General features: G+C 47.3%; 21 protein-coding genes. 13 read left to right on the top strand and 8 right to left on the bottom strand.

From position 1 onward, the window contains the following. Positions 1–310 precede the first annotated feature (310 nt). Positions 311–934, top strand: a complete 624-nt coding sequence (locus FC34_RS04750) for a recombinase family protein (RefSeq protein WP_057894259.1) — start codon at positions 311–313, stop codon at positions 932–934. 14 nt (positions 935–948) lie between these two features. Here FC34_RS04750 and FC34_RS04755 read toward each other — a convergent pair whose 3' ends face one another. Beyond that, entirely contained in the window at positions 949–1,608 is a 660-nt protein-coding gene (locus tag FC34_RS04755; RefSeq protein WP_057894260.1) for a DUF421 domain-containing protein, read from the bottom strand. A 12-nt stretch (positions 1,609–1,620) separates the two neighbouring features. Beyond that, positions 1,621–2,082, bottom strand: a complete 462-nt coding sequence (locus FC34_RS04760; protein WP_057894261.1) for a DUF3290 family protein — start codon at positions 2,080–2,082, stop codon at positions 1,621–1,623. A gap of 114 nt (positions 2,083–2,196) precedes the next feature. On the opposite strand from FC34_RS04760, the gene FC34_RS04765 reads away from it, so the two are divergent. The 4 genes from FC34_RS04765 (at position 2,197) to FC34_RS04780 (ending at position 10,318) form a co-directional block, all read left to right on the top strand. Then, the gene (locus FC34_RS04765) at positions 2,197–3,840 is read left to right on the top strand and encodes a glycoside hydrolase family 13 protein (RefSeq protein ID WP_057894262.1); all 1,644 of its coding nucleotides are present in this window, start codon (positions 2,197–2,199) and stop codon (positions 3,838–3,840) included. Positions 3,841–4,086: 246 nt separating this feature from the next. Continuing rightward, positions 4,087–6,354 carry a leucine-rich repeat domain-containing protein gene (locus FC34_RS04770; protein ID WP_057894263.1) on the top strand — a complete coding sequence of 756 codons (2,268 nt, stop codon included), beginning with the start codon at positions 4,087–4,089 and terminating at the stop codon, positions 6,352–6,354. Between the two features lie 207 nt (positions 6,355–6,561). Continuing rightward, the gene (locus FC34_RS04775; RefSeq protein WP_057894264.1) at positions 6,562–8,964 is read left to right on the top strand and encodes a KxYKxGKxW signal peptide domain-containing protein; all 2,403 of its coding nucleotides are present in this window, start codon (positions 6,562–6,564) and stop codon (positions 8,962–8,964) included. A 106-nt stretch (positions 8,965–9,070) separates the two neighbouring features. Next, the gene (locus FC34_RS04780; RefSeq protein WP_057894265.1) at positions 9,071–10,318 is read left to right on the top strand and encodes an MFS transporter; all 1,248 of its coding nucleotides are present in this window, start codon (positions 9,071–9,073) and stop codon (positions 10,316–10,318) included. A gap of 49 nt (positions 10,319–10,367) precedes the next feature. Here the strand turns inward: FC34_RS04780 and FC34_RS04785 are convergent, their stop codons facing one another. The 3 genes from FC34_RS04785 to FC34_RS04795 form a co-directional block, all read right to left on the bottom strand. Next, a complete protein-coding gene (locus FC34_RS04785) occupies positions 10,368–11,123 on the bottom strand; it encodes an ABC transporter permease (RefSeq protein ID WP_057894266.1) in 756 nt (251 codons plus the stop codon). After that, positions 11,116–12,042, bottom strand: coding sequence for an ABC transporter ATP-binding protein (locus tag FC34_RS04790; RefSeq protein ID WP_057894267.1), 927 nt, complete (start codon positions 12,040–12,042; stop codon positions 11,116–11,118). The genes FC34_RS04785 and FC34_RS04790 overlap by 8 nt, the downstream gene beginning before the upstream one ends. A 65-nt stretch (positions 12,043–12,107) precedes the next feature. After that, entirely contained in the window at positions 12,108–12,917 is an 810-nt protein-coding gene (locus tag FC34_RS04795; RefSeq protein ID WP_057894268.1) for a LysR family transcriptional regulator, read from the bottom strand. A gap of 99 nt (positions 12,918–13,016) precedes the next feature. Between FC34_RS04795 and FC34_RS04800 the strand changes: the two genes are divergently transcribed. The 6 genes from FC34_RS04800 to FC34_RS04830 all read left to right on the top strand — a co-directional run bounded on the left by FC34_RS04800 (position 13,017) and on the right by FC34_RS04830 (position 16,480). Beyond that, entirely contained in the window at positions 13,017–14,009 is a 993-nt protein-coding gene (locus FC34_RS04800; protein WP_057894269.1) for a YeiH family protein, read from the top strand. A 591-nt stretch (positions 14,010–14,600) separates the two neighbouring features. Then, on the top strand, positions 14,601–14,861 hold the full coding sequence (locus FC34_RS04810; RefSeq protein WP_057894271.1) for a GlsB/YeaQ/YmgE family stress response membrane protein: 261 nt from the start codon (positions 14,601–14,603) through the stop codon (positions 14,859–14,861). A gap of 22 nt (positions 14,862–14,883) precedes the next feature. Continuing rightward, complete coding sequence (gene amaP / locus FC34_RS04815) at positions 14,884–15,417, top strand: alkaline shock response membrane anchor protein AmaP (RefSeq protein WP_057894272.1); 534 nt, start codon at positions 14,884–14,886, stop codon at positions 15,415–15,417. Between the two features lie 14 nt (positions 15,418–15,431). Then, positions 15,432–15,626 (top strand): DUF2273 domain-containing protein, encoded by a 195-nt coding sequence (locus FC34_RS04820; protein WP_057894273.1) that lies wholly within the window; start codon positions 15,432–15,434, stop codon positions 15,624–15,626. A 4-nt stretch (positions 15,627–15,630) separates the two neighbouring features. Beyond that, positions 15,631–16,023, top strand: a complete 393-nt coding sequence (locus FC34_RS04825) for an Asp23/Gls24 family envelope stress response protein (RefSeq protein WP_057894274.1) — start codon at positions 15,631–15,633, stop codon at positions 16,021–16,023. A 31-nt stretch (positions 16,024–16,054) separates the two neighbouring features. Then, complete coding sequence (locus FC34_RS04830) at positions 16,055–16,480, top strand: Asp23/Gls24 family envelope stress response protein (RefSeq protein ID WP_057894275.1); 426 nt, start codon at positions 16,055–16,057, stop codon at positions 16,478–16,480. A gap of 59 nt (positions 16,481–16,539) precedes the next feature. On the opposite strand, the gene proC is transcribed toward FC34_RS04830, so the two are convergent. The 3 genes from proC to FC34_RS04845 form a co-directional block, all read right to left on the bottom strand. Further along, positions 16,540–17,310: a pyrroline-5-carboxylate reductase gene (proC, locus tag FC34_RS04835; RefSeq protein ID WP_057894276.1), complete on the bottom strand. Its 771-nt coding sequence runs from the start codon at positions 17,308–17,310 to the stop codon at positions 16,540–16,542. A 63-nt stretch (positions 17,311–17,373) separates the two neighbouring features. Continuing rightward, positions 17,374–18,231 carry an NAD(P)-dependent oxidoreductase gene (locus FC34_RS04840; RefSeq protein WP_057894277.1) on the bottom strand — a complete coding sequence of 286 codons (858 nt, stop codon included), beginning with the start codon at positions 18,229–18,231 and terminating at the stop codon, positions 17,374–17,376. A 155-nt stretch (positions 18,232–18,386) separates the two neighbouring features. Further along, a complete protein-coding gene (locus FC34_RS04845; RefSeq protein ID WP_057894278.1) occupies positions 18,387–19,748 on the bottom strand; it encodes a hemolysin family protein in 1,362 nt (453 codons plus the stop codon). Between the two features lie 112 nt (positions 19,749–19,860). Between FC34_RS04845 and FC34_RS04850 the strand changes: the two genes are divergently transcribed. Together FC34_RS04850 and gor are read left to right on the top strand one after the other, a co-directional pair. Then, positions 19,861–20,490 (top strand): type 1 glutamine amidotransferase, encoded by a 630-nt coding sequence (locus FC34_RS04850; RefSeq protein ID WP_057894279.1) that lies wholly within the window; start codon positions 19,861–19,863, stop codon positions 20,488–20,490. Between the two features lie 13 nt (positions 20,491–20,503). After that, on the top strand, positions 20,504–21,844 hold the full coding sequence (gor, locus tag FC34_RS04855) for a glutathione-disulfide reductase (RefSeq protein ID WP_057894280.1): 1,341 nt from the start codon (positions 20,504–20,506) through the stop codon (positions 21,842–21,844). Positions 21,845–21,993 lie beyond the last annotated feature (149 nt).

The following is a 21,993-nucleotide window of genomic DNA, read 5'->3' on the forward strand; positions in this document are numbered from 1 at the left end:
ATGACAAGGTGAAACTTGGCATAAACTCCTTTTTTATTGAATGAAATTACCCGTCAAAAATAGACTAAATCTTATGAAAATCTGATATAATATTTATTAACGATAAGGGTTTACTAGACGGTGCTTCGGTTTAGTTCATTTTTTTATAGTTTGATAAATTTCAACCATAAATACTCGCTTTTCGCGCCTGGGGTCGTGCCCGGTTGCCATCAACTTTGCCCGCCCTGGCAGTGAAGATGACTGACCGTAAGTAATTTTAGCGGATTTTGCTAAGAGAGATTTGGTATTTTTGACTGAGAGGAGATATCGTATGCGCTTTGGCTATGCATGGGCAAGTACAACGAATAAACGTTTTCTAAATCAGATTGACCAGCTTCAAGGAGCCGAGCCAGATCACCTGCTGACCGAGTTAGGCTCACAAGAGATGAAGAAACGCCCTGTATTACTCGGGTTACTCAAACGTATTCAACCAGGCGATCAACTCATTGTGACCAGTTTTGATCGCCTTAGCCGAGACCCTGAGGTTGTTGTCCAGTTATTGATTGAATTGAGTCTTAAGGGGATTCGGCTGGTGTTGCTAGATATTGTCTCTATTCACCAAGCTAATACCTGGACGGCCGACTTTCTAGTTCAAAAACTGCTGGTGCCTCTAAAAGAGAAAGCAGTGGCGACATATGCAAAAAGTTTGCGCCATCGTCAGGCCGTTGGCATTGAAACAGCCAAGAATCGTGGCGTTTACCAGGGCCGGCCAATTTTATACGGGCCCGATGTGAAAAATCCTGAACGCCGGCAAACTTACCTGGAGATTAGGTCTCTACTGAAGCGCGGAGACTCAATTTATCACATCCAGCAAGTGACAGGACACAGCAACTCGCTGATTAGGCGAATTAAAATGGAAATGGTACCTCAAGACGGGGAGGGTTCTAAGCAATAAGCTTAGGACCTTTTTTAATGCGGTCCGTCTATTTGTGGATACGGCGCGATGACAATTTGGCCGCCGAGGTAATTGGCCATGTACACGTTCGCGACCGTATAGCCTTGTGCTGCCAACTCGGCATCGAGCCATTCTGGTGTCTGATCAATGGCATCAAGTGCTTGCTCGTCAACTTGGCCATCGACAATGAGTGGAAAACTCAGGTTGCGTTCACCAACTTCAACGATGGTTAGTTGACCATTTTGTTCAAGGATGGCACGGCGAACTTGGCGGATATCCACAATGCCGGCGGTTCTCAGTTTAAAGGCCAAGTCCGAGGCGGACATGCCCGCCTGCGTCGCGTTATCGACCTGGATTTGCCCCCGTTCGATAATATTAACCGGCGTGCCGTCAATGAAACGCTTCACAAGTCGATTATGATTGGTCAAATACTTCGTGATGAAGACGATTAAAGTCCAAATGAGAAGGACATTCATGAATTGCAGCACACCAATATCCATGTTGTAAATGACGCCCCCGATGATGCCACCAAGGACATAATTCTGTAATTGATCAACGATTGTGGAGGGTGCCAGATTACTTTTGCCGGAGAGCTTGATTTGAATAATCATTGCCAGAAAACCCATGATTAGTTTAATTGCAGTGATGAAATAAGCATCTTGAATGAGGGCCATGAGTGTCACTTCCTATTCGGTAATATAACTGATATGGGCGTCGATGAGATTGGCTTTCGTTAGCTGGTAACTATGATTGTCACTATTCAAAGTGACTTCATAGACTTCGCTGGAATGTTTGCCGAGTTGGACCAACATCCCTGAATAAGCTGTGGTACTGTTAGCGTAAATATCAGTTACCGGGATTGATTTAGCCGTGCTGATGCTTTTCATCAAGGTCGTGATGGCCTGCGTGTTGCGGCTAATACTCTGGTTGTTCTGAATATCGCGAATCTGAATGCCGATGGTAAGCAGCACGACTAAGACAATAATCACGAGTAGGTCACGGTACTTGGTCACGTTTCGGTGGCGGAAATAATAGAGAACATAGAAGCCAACAAATAAAGCCCCCACGAGAATGATGCCGTAGCGCAAATACGCTTGCCAGCCAAGCTGATGACTGAGAACGTTATACGAATAAAAAGTGTTTGCCATAGTTTGTTGCCTCCGCCGCGGTATAATATGTATAACTTGATTCTACAATAGGCAGAAGAAACCGCAACTGGAAACTGTTCAAAAACGGGCACATTGGAAGATGGAGGTAGCGCGATGCAGTGGTGGCAAGAGCGTGTGGGATATCAGATTTATCCCAAAAGTTTTCAAGATACCAATGGAGACGGTATCGGCGATTTACAGGGAATCATTAATCATATTCCGTATTTAAAACGTTTGGGTGTCGGCTTTGTGTGGCTTTCACCCATTTATGCCAGCCCCAATGTTGATAATGGCTATGACATTAGTGATTATGAAGCCATTGATCCGCAGTATGGGGATTTGCCTCAGTTTGATGCTTTGGTAAAGGCATTTCATGACAATGACCTGAAACTAGTCATGGATTTGGTGCCTAATCACACGAGTGACCAGCACCCCTGGTTTGAAGCAGCGCGGCAGAGTAAGACGAACCCTTATCACGACTTCTATATTTGGCGAGACGCCAAAGCCGGCGTGCCGAATAATTGGACTTCTATATTTGGCGGATCAGCCTGGGAGTACAATGAAGCGACTGATGAGTATTATCTGCATATTTTTGCCAAGCAACAGCCGGATTTGAACTGGGAGAATCCCCAAGTCCGCCTGGCCATTTATCAAATGATTCAATGGTGGATTAATCGTGGTGTGGATGGCTTCCGGCTTGACGCGATTATCCATTTGAAAAAGTTACAGACTTTTGCGGATGTCGATGACATGGATTTGGCGATGCGCAACGTCGATGGGATTAATCTGTTCTTAAAAGAACTTGGCGACTTATTCAAGCAAAACAATGTCATGTCTGTCGGTGAAGCCATGGGCGCACCTGTGGGCGATGCCAAGCAATGGGTTAGCGAGACAAATGGCTACTTCAATATGATTTTTCAATTTAACCACACCCAGTTGTTTGAGGATGGCCATAAGGTGCCACTATCCGTGCCCCAATTGAAAACCGATCTCAGTCAATGGCAGAATGCCTTGGCTGATGATGGTTGGAACGCGTTATTTATTGAGAACCATGACTTGCCGCGCGCGGTCTCGACGTATGGGGATGACCACGACTATTGGCTGGAGTCGGCCAAATGTTTAGCCGCTTGGTACTTCTTGATGCGCGGCACACCTTTTATTTATCAAGGCCAAGAGCTGGGGATGACGAATGCCAACTTCCCACGAATTGATGACTATCGTGACTTAGAGACAGACCATCAGTACAAGGACGCCATTGCGGGCGGCATTAGTGCCAGTGATGCTTTGGCGATGATTCAAGCAACTTCGCGCGACAATGCTCGGACGCCGATGCAGTGGACTCCAGAGGCCAATGCTGGGTTTACCACTGGCACGCCGTGGATTCAGGCCAACGCGAATTACCCGTTGATTAATGCGGCAACCCAAGTCGATGATGATGCTTCGGCGTTCAACTTCTATCGGACGTTGATTCATTTGCGCGCGACCACGCCAGCCTTGATTGAAGGCGCGTATACCTTGCTGGATACCCCGGGTGATCAGGTATTTGCTTATACTCGGACGCTTGGCGATGAGATTTATGTGATTGTGGCGAACTTGTCCGCTGACACCGCGAACTTTGACTTTGCGGATGATATTGCCGCGTACGTGAAGCAACTGGTCCTTGGCAATTACATCTACAAAACAGAATTCCTAACCAGTGACGTTGCCAAATTGATTCTGCAACCGTATGAAGTGGCTGTCTATCGGGTTGTACGCTAGATGTTCATTTTTTGAAGGGAATTTTTAAACCATGTGAAAAACAAGCTACTCTTTCGAGTGGCTTGTTTTTGTGTTTAATCTGAGGAAACACTCATCTAAAGAATGCTTGATAGCGTGGTACGAATGCTTTTAGTTGCATCCTATGGACTTAGATTTATAATGGCAGCGTAGACATAAATAAAAGTTTTTATTTATGAGTTTTAGCTCTTATATTTTGTGTTTATTAAGTAAATTGGAGGGATAATCATGAATCAACAAAATGCCAAAACACATTATAAGATGTACAAGAGCGGGAAGTTCTGGCTGTTTTCGTTGAGCTTGCTTGCGGGGATTACCGGTGCATATACTGGCACACAACAAGTTTCAGCGGCAACTGACCCTTCAGCCACCACGGCCACAGTAGACAAGAGTGCAACAACAGCTCAAGAAAAAACAGCTCCAATCACGCTGGCTGCAGCAAATGATCAGGTGACTCAGCCGACAGATGAAAGCGCTGTTTCAGAAGAGACTACAACTGAAGCTGCAAAGGCAACGCCAGTCAGTGCCCCTGAGACAGTGTCTGCAAAAGCTGACAGTACCAATCAAGTTCAAAGTGAGACAAAGGCGGCACCTGCAGCGGCTCAGACTGCGCCGAAGGCGCGCAGCAGCCAGAACCTAACCCAACAACCAGTTGTCACCACTCAAGCCGCAGCACCAAAAGCAGATGAGAGTATCAATGACTGGATGCCAAATGTGAAGCTGCAGAACCTAGTCTTGGTGATGCTGAATCAGCAAGATACGTCGAAGAAATACAATAGTGTCAATGATATTACCAAAGACGATATGAAGAAGTTGACTTATCTCGATAATTATTGGAAGGTTGGAATCGGTCTTGGCTCCCCAGAATTTGTTAAGTATGAAACTTATATTGATGGTGTCACCTCGTACTCCCTTGAAGGTTTGCAATATGCGACAAATCTGAAAGACTTGGTCTTACGACAGAACTTGAACGGTGGGCATGCTGCTATGCAAGGTGATATCACGGATATCACGCCGATTAAGAATCTGACAAATTTGGAGTATATCGAATTAGAAGGAAATCGGATTTCAGATGTCACACCATTGGCAAACCTCAAGAAAGTCACATATTTAAACATTTCTTGGAACTCGATTACTGACTTTTCACCATTAAACCCCGCTCAGTATACGGGGGACCACACCTATCCAACTGGTCCTTCGACAGGTGACTTCACTGGGCAAATTGACCCAATAGTGACGAGCAATGGCGTCTTGAACCAACGAGTGGTGTTGCCACCCATCTATCTTGATCCGGCCACGAAATTGCCATATTTGTACAAGTTGGCATCACCAATTAAGTTGCCAGGTGGCTTGACCGGGAAGCTCGTTTCTAAAAACTCCGCTTACGTTCCGGGAATGAATACTCTAGAGGCCACGACAGGGAACAAACCGACAATCAAAATTTGGGAAAACGTCGGCCCTTCAGCTTCTGATGGCGGGACTGGCTTACTCTATCAGATAACATACAAACAAGTTGAAAGACCAAATTTGTCGGGTAAATATCCTCAGTACAGTCAGTATACGATTGTCCCTCAAGATTATGAGTACTACATGGTGGCTGAGTACTATGCGTCTGGCCAAACCACCAATCCAGTCGCGACTATCTTTATCCCTTACAAATTTGGTAAGCAGCCAACGCTGAATGGGAAAGACACGACAATGTATATTAACGATCCATTGCCTGACGCAACTGCTCTTGGTGCATCAGCCACTGACAGCAATGGCGAATCTGAGACAGTGCATATCGATTACAGTAAGGTTGATCCGTCCACAGTTGGCGATTACCCTGTAACGCTGACAACTGATGATGGCCAATCGTTGATAGTTACGGTACACGTTGTTGACAAGCGCAGTATCACTGGCGAAGACTTTACTATGACAGTTGGCGATCCAGACCCAACTGTTGGTAGTTTCAAAGGCGCAGCTACAGATAAGTACGGTCATAGCGAAGACGTCACGCTGGACCTTAACGGCGCCAACCTTAAAGTTGCGGGTAACTATCCAGTCATCTTGAATGCGGCCGATGGTCAAAGTCTTCAGGTCATCTTGCACGTGTTGGCTGCCTCCACCCCTGGTAATCCAAGTAACCCAAGCGAGCCTAGCAATCCAGAAAATCCAACGGATCCTACTAATCCTGAGAATCCATCCAATCCTGGCTTACCAGGCACGGGTGGTGATGATAATAACTCTGGTAACAACGGTAACAATGGGAATAACGGAAATAATGGTCAACAGCCATCCAAGCCAAGTGTTCCAAATCTGCCTTCTAACCCAAGTAAGCCTGGCGCTGTCGGTCGTCCAACACCTGGGGCAACCCACCCAGTGACCTCGAGTGATAAGGCTCAGTCAGGGCTACCTCAAACCGGCGACAATAAGCAAGCTCACCTCGCAGTCCTAGGTATCTTAGCGAGTGCACTAGGGTCTCTTGGTTTGTGGTTCACCTTTAAGAAGCATTAATAGTTGGCGAAACCACCCCTAATGGGGGTGGTTTTTTTATTTTGGTTGATAAGAAGATGTATTTTTAAAAGATGATACCTTTTATTTAACAAAGACGATAGAGGGACCTACAATATATTCGAAAGAAAGAATTCACCTTTTCGATGATTGTTGTGCCATACCAGTCTGACTGGAGATGGGTTTTGCAATTTATAAGGGGGTAGTCTTTTGAATCAGTTTAATGGGAAAACACATTACAAGATGTACAAGAGTGGGAAATTCTGGCTGTTTTCATTGACACTGATTGCTAGTTTTGCAGCTGTCAGCCTCGAGAACCCAGTATCAGCGGCGGAACAACCGGCCCAACCGGCGATGAGCCAAGAAGCTGTCTCACCAACAGCTAAAGCAAGTGAATCACCGGCGAATACGGCCGATACTCCCACAGCGACAACTCAGCCAGTTGTGGCAGCCAAAACCGATCAGCCAGCAACAAAGGCTCAAACTCCTGCGCCACAAGCTCGGGTGGCCGCGGCGCCAGTTGCTGCTGTGACACCAACACCGCAAGCTGATGACACTATTGATACTTGGATGCCAAACAAGAAATTGCAGACTTTGGTCTTATTGATGTTACAAAAGCAAGGCACAGGCAAGACTTGGGATACCGTGTCGGACATTACTAAGCAAGACATGCAACAATTGACTTCGATTGATAATTATTACGATACTAGCAACAAGCCGGGCTATGATACCTTTGTTGATGGGATAACGCCTTATTCATTAAAGGGATTAGAAGCAGCCACTAACCTGAAGAACCTAATTTTACGGATGGACTATTTGCACGATCCTTATACTTATCGGGGTGACATCACCGATTTATCACCAATTGCCAATCTGACAAAATTGCAACGTATCGAATTGACTGGTAATCGGATTGCGGATTTAACGCCGCTTAAGAACCTCAAACAGGTCACATATCTGGATCTAAGCTGGAATTGTATCAGTGACTGGACGCAATTGAATCCTAGCCAGTACACCGGGACCAGTGCTTATGCGCTTAACCCCGTCAATGGTGCCTCTGCGGGCCAAATTGATCCTGTGAAAGGTACAGATGGCGCGCTGTTTCAACTTATCAAATTGGCACCGCAATATATCATGAGTAATCAGGCAACATTGGCTTCGCCTGTAATTCTGCCAGATGGGTCGCACAATCCTTTGACAGGTTTGCGGCCACAAGATACTTTGACTGAGATTCGGCAAGGAATGGTTGCAGATACTGCGACCATCATTAAATCATTTGAAGAGTTTCTTAACGCCGGGTCATCGGTTCAAGCATCTGACGGCACTAGTTTGAATTATACGATTACGCAGCTAAATCAAGTGCCTTATGGCTATATGCAGACCCATCCATTTCCATTGGCCGATTATCCTGATGCCAAATACATTCCTAATGATTATCTGTATTACATGCTGGGCTTTGCTTATGTTAAAGGTAGTTCGGACCAAAAGCTGTTAGCCCAAGTTGTCCAACCATACGTTGGTGGCCACGTCCCGACGATTTCTGGTTCTGATGTAACCCGTTATGTCGGCGACCCACTGCCAAGTATTGGTGACTTTAACCCACAGGCCACTGACATTACTGGCCAACAAGAAACCAGTGGAACAGTCAGTCTTCAGGGTGTGGATATGACAAAGCCTGGTAACTATTCTGTGGTGATCAGCGTACCTCAGTCGGACATGCATCCAATCAATCTGACCAAAACAGTGACCTTACGGGTACTGGCTAATCAGCAAAGCCTGACAGCTGAAGATGGCACCATGTATATTGGCGATAGTGAACCAACAGTGGCGTCGTTTAAGGCCAGTGCCACTGATAAAACGGGTCAATTCGCACCAGTGGCATTGAATCTGAATCACGCCAATTTATCTCAGGCTGGGAATTACGACGTCATTCTGACCGCTGGTACTCAAAGTAAAACAGTGATCTTACATGTTCTGGCGAATCAAAAACACATTTCTGGCAGCGACTTCACGATGCCTGCAGGCAGTAAGGAGCCAACTGTGAGTGACTTTAAGGGTCAGGCAACCGATAAAGCTGGCCACGCTCTAATGGTGACCCTTGATCTTGGTAATGCTAACTTGCAAGAACCTGGTAATTATCCTGTGACGCTAACAGCAAGCGATGGTCAAAGGATGACTGTGACATTGCATGTAACGGCAGCTGGGTCGAGAAACGATGCCACGAGTGGCACCGCAGAGACTCCAGATCCTAATAGTCAACCGACAACGCCGGTGGATAATGGGCAGACAGCCGTCACCCCAAGTCAGCTAAGTACGCCAAGCCTGCCAGTTTCAGGTACCAGCAGTAATCCGCAACCTGTTGTGGCGCCAGCATCGAAGCCAGAAACTCAGATTAAACCAGTCCGGGTAACCAAGCGTGGACAAGCGCAAGCGCGGGTAGCAACTGCTAAGCTGGCGGCCCCTGTTACCCGTTCAATTAAGACAACCACTGTGAGTCAGTCACAAGGACTGCCGCAAACGAGTGATCGCAAACAATCTGGTCTGGCTATCGTTGGGATGCTCGCGAGTGCCTTGGGCGCCTTTGGCCTATGGTTCACATTTAAGAAGCATTAATCAGCCCGAATCGTCCGCCTTGGCGGGCGATTTTTTTGTGCTTGCGCGGGCGGTCGCGCTGAAGTGAAGTGCTATAATAAAGCATTCAATAAAGCGAGGTGTCAACGTGAAAAAGTTTTCTAAAGCGGAATGGGGTTGGATTTTCTACGACTGGGCGCAGGGCGGTTTCTCAATTGTCATTGTCACGGCCATCTTACCGATTTTCTTTAAAAGTGTGGCGCATACAGCCGGTGTGAGCAACGCCAACGCCACGGCTTACTGGAGTTATGCCAATAGTTTCAGCACCTTGCTGATTAGCTTGGCTGCGCCGCTACTGGGTGCGATTGCCGATTATCGGCCGAACAAGAAGCGACTGTTCTCTGTCTTTAGTTTAGCGGGGATGATTTTTACCTTAGCGATGGTCTTTGTCCCGACTAATCAATGGTTTCTCTTGCTGGCTATCTATACGCTCGGCGCGGTCGGGTATGCGGGCGCCAATATCTTCTATGATGGCTTCTTAGTGGATGTTACCGAGCCAGACCGGATGGATCGCGTCTCAACGTTTGGCTTTGGGATTGGCTATATCGGGATGGTTATTCCGTTCATTATCGTCATGATTCTCCAGCTGACCGGTGGCTTTGGAATGCTGGATACATTGGGCATTGTCCATGTGGGCTTTATTTTGACTGCTGTTTGGTGGCTGGTCTTCTCGCTGCCGTTTTATCGCAACGTGCATCAAGTGCACGCTTTACCACCTGTGGCGCATCCGGTGGCTGAAAGTTGGCGCCGCGTCAAAAAGACTGTGGGCACAATTTGGGAACACAAGCCGATTCTGTGGTTTCTGATCGCCTACTTCTTCTATATTGATGGGGTTGATACAATCTTCAAAATGGCGACGAGCTTCGGCGTGGATCTGGGATTAACAACCACGCAGTTGATGCTGGTGTTGTTGATGGTCCAATTAGTGGCGGTGCCGTTTACGCTGGGCTACAGCTGGCTGGCCAAAAAAATTGGAGCCAAGCGCTCAATTCTGGTGGCAGTGGCTGTCTATATCGTGATTGCCTTGTATGGCGTTACCCTACATTCTGTGACCGGCTTCTTCATTCTTGGCTTCTTAGTGGGGACCTCACAAGGTGGGATTCAAGCGCTATCGCGGTCGTACTTTGCCCGGTTAGTGCCACCAGAATCGGCGAATGAGTACTTTGGTTTCTACAATATCTTTGGCCGATTCTCCGCCATCTTTGGACCACTGCTCTTTGGAGTGGTCACCCAAATATTTGGTAATTCACAGTTGGGAATTGCCAGCCTTGCCATCTTGTTCATCATTGGGGGCGGAATCTTGCTCAAAGCACCAACCGCGGCCACCGCTAATTAAAATTAATCAAAAAAATCTCCGAATCGACTACGATTCGGAGATTTTTGCGTTAAACGGCCCGGCGTTTGAAGAGCACTAAACCGAGATATAAGAAAATGGCGATGTAGATGAGATTACCAATCACCAACCCTGAAGTACTGAGCTGGGTCAATTTTTCCATGGTGCCATCAGACACCTGGGCTGACAAGTTCAGCATATTGAGCGGATTGAAACGCAGCCATGACCAGCGGGCAATCGCGCCAAACATCAGTGCTGCGGTGATGTAAGTGACGAAGTAACCGATAATCCCGATTGAAACGGCGGCAGCTGAACTGCGAAAGGCGTTCGTAATCAAGAAAACCAAACTCAACAACAACCACAAGGTCAACCATTGCGCGCTGACACCCTGCAACAGGTTAGTCATCATTTTGCCAGTCAGCGCAAAAGTATTGTTGAACAACACCACTTTAATCAGCAGACTCCAGATGATTGCCCCGACAAACAGTAAGATTGAATACCCCAGAATGACCAGCCATTTACTGATTAAGACCTGCGTCCGTGAATAGCGCCGGTATAGCAAGGGCCGAATCATCCCGCTTTGAAATTCCATCATCATGATATTGCTAGTTGCTGCAATTAGCATGAAGACGATGAAAATTTGGGAGGCAAACAGGCTTTCAAATTGGGCCTGAGCATTGAAGAGGTTCGGGTAAACTTTGGACAGGATGGCCAAAATCACCATGAATCCGGCCAATGCGCTGACCCCAATGGTGGTGCTCCGTTTCTGGCCAAGTTTATAGATTTCTTGTTGGATTAATTTAATCATGAGCCACCTCCGTCTGATCGGCAGTCAACACGTTGAGTAATGTGGCTTCCAGGTCATTGTGTTCATGCACAACGTCATAAATGGCGATGTTTGCAGCGGTCAACTGGGTGATGGCTTGAGCGAGTGTGTCGTTGCTCGTTTTAGCAAAAATCACGCGTGCGTCATCAGCCAGTTCAGCTGGCACCACGAATTGGTTTGCCGCCAACAGTTGCTTGGCAGTGGCGTCATCACTCGTCTTCAAGACCAAGTAATCGACTGATTCGTCACTCAGACTTTGCATCGGTTCATTTCGAACGATATGCCCTTGGTCCAAAATGATAATGTCATCGATGACTTTTTCCAGTTCGCTCAAAATGTGACTGGAAATCAGAATGGTTGTGCCATTTTGCTTCATGCTGAAGATGAGATCGCGGACCTGCCGAGTCGCTTTAGGATCAAGGCCGTTCATGGGTTCATCGAGAATGACAAGATCTGGCTGGTTCAACACGGCTAAAGCAATGCCCAGTTTTTGTTTCATCCCCAGGGAATAATTCTTAGCCTGCTGATCGATGTAACTGCCCATATCCAAAGCATCAATTACGGCATTCACTTGGTCTTGGTCGGTGTTATCTGCTGCAAACAGATGCAGATGCTTGCGCCCGCTGAGAAATGGGTAGATTGACGGGTATTCAATCAAAGCACCCACTCGATCCAGACTAGCGTGCCGACTGAGGGTAATCTGTTGATCAAAGACAGTGACCGTTCCGTGATTGACTGGTAATAACCCCAGTATGGTCTTCATTAATGTCGACTTACCCGCGCCGTTTTCCCCGACCAAACCGACGATATGCCCCGGTTCTAGTGACAAATCAATAGATTTTAACACTTGTTTCTGCCCAAATTGCTTGCTGACTTGTTGCATTTGTAACACTGAACTCATTTTTGCCACCTCCATTGCGTTAAGCCTACTTGTTTTGCTGCAAAATGAAAAGTCAGACGCAATGCTTACTTCTGACTCTGGGCCATAATCTGTTGGATGACTTGGGCGACTTGTGGGTGGGGCTGATGCGGGTAGATTAAATACAGGGCCCGAGAAATATGGCTGGGCTGGATGACAGGCAAACCAGCGGGCAATAGGGTATTTGGGATTAGAGATTGCCCAAATCCTGATTCTAGCAGTTGAATCAGAGTGTCATTATGGTTGATTTCAATGACGGATTTAGGATGCAGGCCTTGATCTTGCCAATAACGGCGAGTGTAGAAACCCACGCCTGACCCAGCTTCGCGGACAAGCCAGGGACCATTTTGAATGCCGACATGAATGAGGTCGTCGTGGCCAATTGTGCGCCGATGGACATCATCGCTGATGAGTGGCTTCTCAATGAATCCCAGATCGAATGCCTGGCGACTCACGCCAGCGAGCACAGCTTCGGAGTTATCCACTTGAATCTGCCAGGTGATGGTTGGCAAGGCTGCAGCCAATGGCGGCAGAATTTGAGGCAGTAAGGTATTAGCCGTTGTCTGTGAAGCACCAATTGTTAATTGGGTCTGTTGATTGGCGAATCGGCCAATATCGTGTTGCACTTGATTCAATCTTTGTAGAATTTTGCTGGCATTTTGATACAGATAGTCGGCGGCTGGCGTTGGGACAACGTGCTTGCGATCACCGCGGGCAAACAAGGTGACACCGAGGGTGGTTTCAAGTTGCTGAATCTGGGCGGTGACGGATGGCTGACTAATAAACCGCAGGCGCGCCGCTTGCGAGAAACTTCGGGTTTCATAAACTGCTTGAAAAGTTTCGAGCCATTTAAACATGGTGACCTCCAATAGACAAAATTGATTGAATTGATTTGAAATTGATATTTTACTGATTATAGCATTTTCGATACACTAATCTCACTGGAGGAATCACTGATGAGAAAATATCTGAACCTATTACCTGGGATTGGTGTGAGCTTACTGATCGCCATTATCAGCCAGTTGTTGGCTAAAGTTTTACCGAGCCTGGGCGCTGCGACAATCGCCATTTTGCTTGGGATCGTGGTAGGCAATCTCTGGCTTCATCAACCAAGGTTGGCCACGGGAACTAAGTTTGCTGAGAGTAAATTTCTTGAAGTCAGCGTAATGCTGCTGGGGATGACCCTGACCTTTCAAACGATTCGCCAAATCGGTTGGGCTGGCGCAATTTTTATCGGCCTGCAGATGAGCCTAACAATTATTTGGGCGCTGTGGTTTGGAAAGTGGCTGCGTTTCAAGCAACAAGAACGCCAGCTGATGGCGGGTGGGAACGCCGTCTGTGGCTCGAGCGCAATCGCGTCGATTGCACCTGTGATTGAGGCGTCTGAAAGCCAGGTGGGGACCATCATCACCATTGTTAACCTTATGGGGACTGTGTTGATGCTGACGTATCCACTAATTGCGACATTCTTGGTCGGCCCAAGTGAACTGCTGCAAGGCGCATTGATTGGCGGGACGCTGCAATCAGTTGGGCAAGTGATTGCCAGTGCTAGCATGATCAGTCCTAGTGTCGTGACCTATGCCACCTTGTTTAAAATTATGCGAATCATTCTCCTTGTACCTGTGGTCCTTCTCTTTGGCGCTCAGCATCAACGAGTGACTCAAACGACGGGCACGACTTCAAAAAAGCGGGTGTTGGTCCCTTGGTATGTCATCGGTTTCTTCATTTTCTGTATCTTCAATAGTCTGTGGACTTTCCCACACTGGTTATCCGGTGGCGCTCATGAAGTGAGTTCATGGCTTGAGATCATTGCGCTGGCCGCGATTGGGCTGCGGCTTAACTTGAAAGCTTTCTTATCTGAAGGCAAGCAGTTAGCCCTGTATGGCCTGGGCGTCTTGGCCGTCCAAATTTTAGGGGCAACTGTCTTGATACATCTGTTGTTGAAATAAGTTTGCTGTAATCCAAAAATATATAGACGAGGCATACAGTTAATGCTATTATTTGCGCAACGTAAATTTCCGCTAATTGCTTAGTTGGTATATCTCTTGTGGGTTATTGGAATGGGGGAATTTCCATGCTCATTGAATCAATAATTTTGGCATTCGTTGCAGCTTTCGTCATTTTGCTTCGATATCGCGCATTTCAAACAAAAAAATCTGTTAATAACTGGTTTGTCTGGCATTGGTTACACTACCAGGAGAAGTACCGGAATTCTACAGCTGTGGCCCGAAATGTTAAGGCTTCGTTCATGGTAGCTTTAACTCTACTTGTGGGCAGCTGGGGCACACCCAACTGATTACAGTTTGTAATCCAGTGTCTAGTCTTGAGACTGGTTGATTTACATCATTCAGTTGTTACTTAAATAATCCAAAAACTGTTGCCGCAGCTTTGTGGCAACAGTTTTTTTGTGCGGGGGCTCAGGGCACCATTAATTTTTTGATTTACAAGAGCGTTTTTATTGATTTACGCATTACCAACCATTTATGCTGATTATAAGGCAGAAAGATAATGCCTAATAAACAATAAGGGAGTTGTAAGCGATGTTACATTTTATCTGGGTTTTAATTGTCGGCGCCGTTATTGGGGCAATCGGGCAAATGATCGTTGGCCGCGACATGCCACTTGGCTGGGTCGGTAATATTATTGCCGGTTTAGTCGGGTCATGGGTCGGTTCAAGCTTGTTTAGCGATTGGGGACCAGTCGTTGGTGGCATGGCAATTATTCCGGCCATCTTAGGTGCTATCATTGTTGTCTTCGTTGTTTCCCTGATTATGGGTTCAAGCAAGAAGCGGCGCGCTTAAGCTGCCAGACAAGGAGAAACCAATGAGACCGATAACCAAATTCGCATTAGGCTTGATAGCAGTTATTGGGATTCTTCAATCATTGGCGGTGGCAGCGGTCATTTGGCCAACCACACCGATTAAAGTGTGGGTCTTACCCATTTGGCCGTGGCTGCGGATTACATTACTCGTTGGCACTGCCATCGTCTTAGCCGTGTTTGTGGTCATGCTGGGGGTGGCAATTTTCCGCCGCAGCAAGCGCCAAGACCTCACTTTAGAGGCCAACCAAGGGTCAGTCGTGTTGTCAAAGCAGGCTTTGGAACACAAGCTCGTGAAGACAATTGCCAATGAACATCCTGTTAAGGACGTGGCTGCCAATATCAGCTTATATCGTAAGAACACCGCCACTAAGGTAGTCGTCGATGCCTATAGCCTCAAGAGCCTTGATTTGGCTGAGGAAGGTAAACGCATCGAAGACACCGCTCAAACTGTTTTGACCAACTTGCTCGGCGTGCCAGTCAAGCGAGTTGTCGTCCATCTACATACAAACGACCGGGCCGTGCCCGGTGCGGTTTAGAGGAGGCAATGCGCATGAAAAGCATACAAGGCATCATCATCGGCGCGATTCTAGCCGCCGCGATTCTCCAATGGGGCCTTTGGGGCATGTTGGTGATGATTTTGGCCATGGTCTTGGGGTACTTTGGCCAGCGCTGGTGGGAACCAAATTCTGCCGGTGTGATGAGATGGCTCCGTGATGGTAAACGTCAGATTAATCGAGGGAGGTGAGTGGATGGACGCGACATTAGATCAGAATCAATCGGTTGTGCTGGCTCAAAGTCGGCTCACCTTTGATGATTACGTGCTACAAAAAATCGCCAACCAATGCGCTCAAGAAGTCGATGGTATTCTCGGAATGGATGGGAATATGGTTGACAGTATTTCCGAGACCTTTGGTAATGAACGCTTGTCCAAAGGGATTAGCGTGGAAGTCGATGAGAATCAAGTGACTTATGACATGTCAGCAATTTTGAGTTATGACGCGGATGCTCGGGCTGTCTTTAAAGCTTTGTGTCATCACGTTGAAACCAAGGTCAAACAGATGACCGGGTTGCAGGTCCTCGAATTGAACTTACACGTCAGTGACATGATGACTCGCCGCGAATGGCAGAAGGCAAATTCATAAACTTCTAGACAAATAAGGGGGAACTTTATCCATGGATGCAAAAGCAAAAGCAACGACAACGACTCAACCCGTTTCACAGGAATTAGTATTCGACGACAGTGTTGTTCAAAAGATTGTCGGGAAGACTAGTGCTGATGTTAATGGTATCGTCAGCTTAGAAGGTGGCATGTTCTCAGACATGACGAACATGTTCCGCAAGGATGAAGATCCTAAGCAAGGCGTATCTGTTGATATTGAAGACAACCAAACAGTGAAAATCGAACTTGACGCGACCATGAAATATGGCGTCAAAGCACCTAAGATTTTCAACGAAGTCGTAACGTCAATTTGCAACAATGTGCAAGATATGACGGGCTTAAAGGTAACTGACGTTAAGATGACCGTGAAGGACATGTTAACTGACGAAGAAGTTAAGCGCCAAGAAGCAAAGCAGTCTGACGACAAAGCTGAAGCTTAAACGCAAAAAAGGTTGGGACAAAACAATTGTTTTGTCCCAACCTTTTTATTTGTGTGCCATTAGTTGTGGTTGGCCGCATTGACAGCATCAATGACTGCATAACGAAAGCCATTCTTCTCTAGGGCCACGACCCCTTGGATGGTCGTGCCACCAGGGCTGGTGACGGCATCTTTAAGGTTAGCGGGATTGCCAGGAGTTTCAAAGGCTAGTTGCGCGCTACCTTTCACCATGCTGCTGACCACTTGATACGCTAACTGACGGGGCAAACCGTTTTGAACGGCTGCATCAGCCATCGCTTCCATGAAGATGTCCACAAATGCCGGGCCGCATCCACCAACAGTGCCAAGAATTCCGAGGTTGGCCTCGGGGACTTCGATCACATCACCTAAGGTTGCCAAGGTTTTGGCGATGGCCGTTTTATCCGTGGCTGCTTTCTCGCCATAGGCGACACCGGTTGTGCCGGCGTTGACTGAAACGGGGGTGTTTGGAATAATCCGAGCAATTGGGGCTTGGGGGAATAATTCAGCCAGTTCAGCTAAAGAAATTCCCGAAACCGCCGACACAATTGCCACATGACTTGGCAAAGCCTGTAAGTCTTTTAACGCTGCCAAGGTGACTTTGGCCGGGGTTACAACGAACAGTAAGTCAATGGGGGCTGCGGTGAGTTCTTCGTTGCTGGTCATGAGGTTGAAGCCTAATTGCTGCTGGAGTGCTTGCATCGGGGCCAGGCGGCCACCCTTGACATATAAATCAGTGGGCGCAAAATCGCGTAACAGGCCCTTGATGATGGCACTGCCCATGGCGCCAGCGCCGAGAATTCCTATTTTCATATTAATAATCTCCCGTCTATAAGCTACAGTCATTGTAGTCGGCGAAAGAAATGAATGTCAACGCTACTGGTCTTTGTATTGTGGCAGAGCCGTCTTCTTGTCAGTGATATCAATAAAGGCGGTTTCGCCATCGGCTTCATCAACGGCCTCTCGGAGTCGCTTAGCCCCAGCAGCTGTAATGGGCAGTTCAATTAGCTCTTTAGTGGCATTGAGCAATTCTTCTACATCGGCCACTGAGTCCTTGAGTGGCCGCGGATTGGTCACGTCGAGGGCGCGCAGAATAACAGGTTTCAGCGGTCCGAGCTGCAATAATTCTAGAATTAGACTGTAATCCATATGGTAAGCATCGGCCAAATCAAGGGTTTCGCGAATCCCTGATTCAGCGGCCATAATGCCGACATTAGTGACCAATTTTGCTTGGGCACCACTGCCGACCGGGCCGACATACTTTACTAGACCCAGGAGGTTTAAGACGGGCAGCACCCGATCAAAGCTCTTGGATTCACCGCCAGCGAGCAAAGCCAAATTGGCTTCCCGGGCATAGCGCACCCCACCAATCATGGAAATATCTAGAAGGGTGGTATTTTCCGGCATCGCCTTATTGATGGTGAAAATCTTGTTGGGATCAAGTGTAGACGTGACAATCAGAATCGAGTCAGGTTTTAGGTAATGAACGATTCCCGGATTACCGTCATGCCCCAGGTGGAGATCCATCACATCGGCCGACATGACTGAGGTAATGATGACCGGCGATGCGGTTACGGCGTCTTCAAGTGATGTCGCCGCCTTGATGTGATCATCGTGAAAAGCGGTCAGGCGGTCCGGATTCGTGTCCCAAATGGTGACCTCGTGACCGCCGGCGGCTAAATGGGGCACCATTTCTGAACCCATGTCGCCCACGCCAATAAATGAAATCTTCATTGTTGTTCCTCAACTTTCGTTAATCTAAAAATGTACATCTACGATAGTCTTTTCCATAGAAACAAGTCAACGTAAGACACTCACGGCTAGACGCTTCCTGTATAAAAAAGGTGATAACAAATTGGATTTTGTTATCACCTTTTAGCGCCGTTATATTATTCTTCAGGTTCTTCTTCGGTTGGTTCCGGTTCAGGATCTTCAGTAACATCAAACCAATTGACGTAACCGCGTTGATAATCGGCAACCGTGAAGTTGAAGCGGTCGATTTTGACGGTGTCATGAAGTTTAATATCAGGATAATCTTCCATAATGTAGCCGGCGACTGTGATGATATCAGAGTCGTCGAACCCAGCGACCTTGGTGTGGAAGAAGCGTTCAAAGTCATACAAGGTGGTCTTCCCACTAACTCGGAACGTCTTGGGGTCATCTGTGGTGACAATGTATTCATCTGAGACGTCATCGATTTCATCTTTGACGGTCCCAAAGAGTTCTTCATAGATATCTTTATCGGTAACAATTCCACTGGTCCCACCGTATTCATCGACGACCACCACAATTGGCGTTTGCTTTTGAATCATCTGGGTCAGGATTGAATGGATTGGCGTCACTTCTGGGACCGTAATCATAGCCCGCAATAACTTGGAGACGCGCACTTGATCGTTGACCTGCGCTTGTTTGACTAAGTCGTAGATGTAGACGTAACCGAGAATTTTATCTTTATCGCCATCAGCAACAACTGGGAAACGACTGTATCCTTCTTGCAAGTAGTCCCGTAAGACTTCTTTGACGGTGGCGGTAATATCAACCACCACTAAGGAGGTTCGATCGACCATAATATCGTGGGCGGTCTTGTCATTGAGATCAAAGGCCCGTTGCATATAGACGAGATCGTTTTGATCCAGTTCCCCGGTTGTGACGGCGTTCTTACTCAGGCTGAGAATTTCAGCTTGTGTGAACACTTCATTGCCTTCATCGGCAGGCTTAATCCCAATCAAGCGGATAATCCCAGTAGCACTACTATTGAGTAACCAGACAAAGGGGTAGAAAACCACGTGGAAGTAGTGCAATGGTGTGACAATCAGTAACAGCGTTTTGACTGGGAAGTCGATGGCCACATTCTTGGGCACGATTTCGGTCAACACCACTTCTAAGTAAGTCAGGATAATCACCCCAAAAATGGCGCCAATGAGATGCAAGCCGCCACTTGGTAATGACAGATGGGTTAATTTGAGCAAGTCAACCAGTAAGAATTCTACGGTTGCTTCACCAATCCACCCAAGAACAATCCCGGCAATGGACACCCCAACCTGTGTGGTTGAGAGGTATTCATTTAAATTGTGCACCATTTTCAGGGCACGTGTAATTTTAGTTTTGTTACCAGTCCCATTGTTTAATAACTCTTCAAGGGCACTGGGGCGACTTTGGACAAGCGCAAACTCACTTGCCACGAAGAACGCCGCGAAGAAAAAGGTGACAACCATCACCAATATATTCGAGGCGACCTGGCCACTATCCATAAATTCATTCCTCATTTCGAAACAGTATGACATCATTCTAGCATTATCTATCGCAAAAGACACTGGATGTGCTAGACTTTACGCAAATAACTTAATCAACTAGGAGAGTAAAATGCAAATTCACGTTATGCAGCATGCACCACTTGAAGACTTAGGCAGTATCGCGCAGTGGGGCGCGGATCACGACATTGATTTCATCGTGCATCGGCTCGATTTAGATGACCAGATTGCCACATTGAATCCAGCTGAAATGGATGGCCTGTTACTGTTGGGCGGACCAATGAACGTGGATGATGACTTAGACTTTCTGGCTGCTGAGCGAATTTTGATTCGTAGCTTAGACAAGCTCGGCCGGCCGGTTTTTGGGATTTGTTTGGGAGCCCAACAAATTGTGCGTGCCTTTGGGGCAGCTGTTTATCCGCTAGAGACCCCTGAACTTGGCTTTGGCCCGGTGACAGATGTCGCCACTCAAAGCGAGTTCAGTCCCTTTAACTGGCACGGCGATGCCATGGCGGATCTGCCCGGGAGCGAATTGTTGTTCACCAATGAGGTCGCCCATAACCAAGGCTTTCGGTATCACCAAACCTTAGGGATTCAGTTCCATTTGGAGTTTTCGCCTGAGACTGTGGCCCAAATCGTGGCCGATGATCCCATGGCTGCCGGCGTTGATCCTGAAGTTAACGGTGATTTTGCGGGCAATCAGGCGCGCTTAGCTAACTTGTTATCAACTGTCTTTATTTAATAGGAGGAGACACATGGAAACATACGACTACATCGTGATTGGTGGCGGCTCTGGTGGAATTGCTTCTGCCAATCGGGCTGGGATGCATGGCGCGAAAGTGTTAGTCATTGAAGCTGACGCGATTGGCGGCACCTGTGTGAATCGCGGGTGTGTGCCTAAGAAAATCATGTGGCAAGCCGCACAGATGCTCCACGAGTTTGATTATTCTGCTGATTACGGGCTCAAGTTTGATTATCAGGGCCTGGATTGGCAGCACTTAGCTGAAAAGCGTGATGGCTATATCGAAGAAATGCACGGTTATTATAATCGGGGCCTGGATAGCAATCACGTGACTCGAGTTTACGGCTACGCGACCTTGAAGTCAGCGCATGTTGTTGCGGTGGGTGATCGAGAATTCACCGCACCCCATATTCTGATTGCGACAGGCGCTAAGCCTAAAGTGCCTGATATTCCCGGTATTGAGTTAGCACGCGACTCGACGAGCTTTTTTGAAATGCCAGAACAGCCACAACGCGTTGCCATTATTGGGAGTGGCTATATTGCGACGGAATTAGCTGGGATGATGAATCAATTTGGTTCTGAAGTCCACGTGCTCTTGAAGTATGGCAGTCTCTTACCAAAGTTCGACCAGATGCTGGCCCAAGCAGTCACCACGCGCTACACCGAGGAAGGCGTCATTTTCCATCCTTACGCCCAGGAACAAGCGATTGTGCAAACAGACGCTGGCTTGACGGTGACAACACTGGAAGGTGAAGCCATCACAGTTGACGCCGCTGTCTATGCGACTGGCCGCCAACCAAATGTCACCGGGTTTGGCTTGGAGAACACTAAGGTAGCCTTGGATGACCAAGGCTTCATCAAAGTCGATCAATTCCAGAACACGACGGAACCTGGTATCTATGCAGTCGGGGATGTAACAGGTAATCACTTGTTGACCCCAGTCGCAATTGCCGCTGGCCGGCGCTTGTCGAATCGGCTGTTTAACAATATGCCAGATGAATACTTAGATTACACCAATATCCCAACGGTCGTTTTCTCATTACCAACGATTGGCACCGTCGGTTTGAGCGAACAGGACGCAATTGAATTATATGGCGATGCCGTGAAGGTGTATTATGCCAAGTTCACACCAATGTTTTACGGGTTGAGTGATCAGCCAGTGAAGTCACAGATTAAAATGGTCTGCTATGGACCAGACGAGAAGATTGTCGGTTTGCACGGTTTTGGTATCGACATTGCTGAGATGCTTCAAGGATTTGCCGTGGCAGTAAAGATGGGGGCAACAAAGTCAGACTTTGATCACACCGTTGCCATTCACCCAACTAGTGCCGAAGAATTCGTCACTATGAAGTAGGGTTGACATTCGCTTCAGAAAAAAGTACCATAGTATCAATTGCATTTCGGTTTGGACAACTGCCTTGACGATCTATTGTCCGTCAAGGTCCATGAAAAAAACAAAAGTCGCAGGTGAATTTTCCACAAGCAACTTTTGGTTTTTTTTTG

Source organism: Lacticaseibacillus brantae DSM 23927 (assembly GCF_001436115.1).
GTDB lineage: Bacteria > Bacillota > Bacilli > Lactobacillales > Lactobacillaceae > Lacticaseibacillus > Lacticaseibacillus brantae.

Bases quoted from the DNA above. Each gene is read 5' to 3' on its own strand.
- FC34_RS04850 (WP_057894279.1), top strand. From the start codon at position 19,861: ATGCAAATTCACGTTATGCAGCATGCACCACTTGAAGACTTAGGCAGT.
- FC34_RS04750 (WP_057894259.1), top strand. From the start codon at position 311: ATGCGCTTTGGCTATGCATGGGCAAGTACAACGAATAAACGTTTTCTA.
- FC34_RS04785 (WP_057894266.1), bottom strand. From the start codon at position 11,123: ATGATTAAATTAATCCAACAAGAAATCTATAAACTTGGCCAGAAACGG.
- FC34_RS04770 (WP_057894263.1), top strand. From the start codon at position 4,087: ATGAATCAACAAAATGCCAAAACACATTATAAGATGTACAAGAGCGGG.
- FC34_RS04755 (WP_057894260.1), bottom strand. From the start codon at position 1,608: ATGGCCCTCATTCAAGATGCTTATTTCATCACTGCAATTAAACTAATC.
- proC (WP_057894276.1), bottom strand. From the start codon at position 17,310: ATGAAAATAGGAATTCTCGGCGCTGGCGCCATGGGCAGTGCCATCATC.
- FC34_RS04830 (WP_057894275.1), top strand. From the start codon at position 16,055: ATGGATGCAAAAGCAAAAGCAACGACAACGACTCAACCCGTTTCACAG.
- FC34_RS04760 (WP_057894261.1), bottom strand. From the start codon at position 2,082: ATGGCAAACACTTTTTATTCGTATAACGTTCTCAGTCATCAGCTTGGC.
- FC34_RS04825 (WP_057894274.1), top strand. From the start codon at position 15,631: ATGGACGCGACATTAGATCAGAATCAATCGGTTGTGCTGGCTCAAAGT.
- amaP (WP_057894272.1), top strand. From the start codon at position 14,884: ATGAGACCGATAACCAAATTCGCATTAGGCTTGATAGCAGTTATTGGG.
- FC34_RS04800 (WP_057894269.1), top strand. From the start codon at position 13,017: ATGAGAAAATATCTGAACCTATTACCTGGGATTGGTGTGAGCTTACTG.
- FC34_RS04795 (WP_057894268.1), bottom strand. From the start codon at position 12,917: ATGTTTAAATGGCTCGAAACTTTTCAAGCAGTTTATGAAACCCGAAGT.
- FC34_RS04840 (WP_057894277.1), bottom strand. From the start codon at position 18,231: ATGAAGATTTCATTTATTGGCGTGGGCGACATGGGTTCAGAAATGGTG.
- FC34_RS04790 (WP_057894267.1), bottom strand. From the start codon at position 12,042: ATGAGTTCAGTGTTACAAATGCAACAAGTCAGCAAGCAATTTGGGCAG.
- gor (WP_057894280.1), top strand. From the start codon at position 20,504: ATGGAAACATACGACTACATCGTGATTGGTGGCGGCTCTGGTGGAATT.
- FC34_RS04845 (WP_057894278.1), bottom strand. From the start codon at position 19,748: ATGGATAGTGGCCAGGTCGCCTCGAATATATTGGTGATGGTTGTCACC.
- FC34_RS04810 (WP_057894271.1), top strand. From the start codon at position 14,601: ATGTTACATTTTATCTGGGTTTTAATTGTCGGCGCCGTTATTGGGGCA.
- FC34_RS04820 (WP_057894273.1), top strand. From the start codon at position 15,432: ATGAAAAGCATACAAGGCATCATCATCGGCGCGATTCTAGCCGCCGCG.
- FC34_RS04765 (WP_057894262.1), top strand. From the start codon at position 2,197: ATGCAGTGGTGGCAAGAGCGTGTGGGATATCAGATTTATCCCAAAAGT.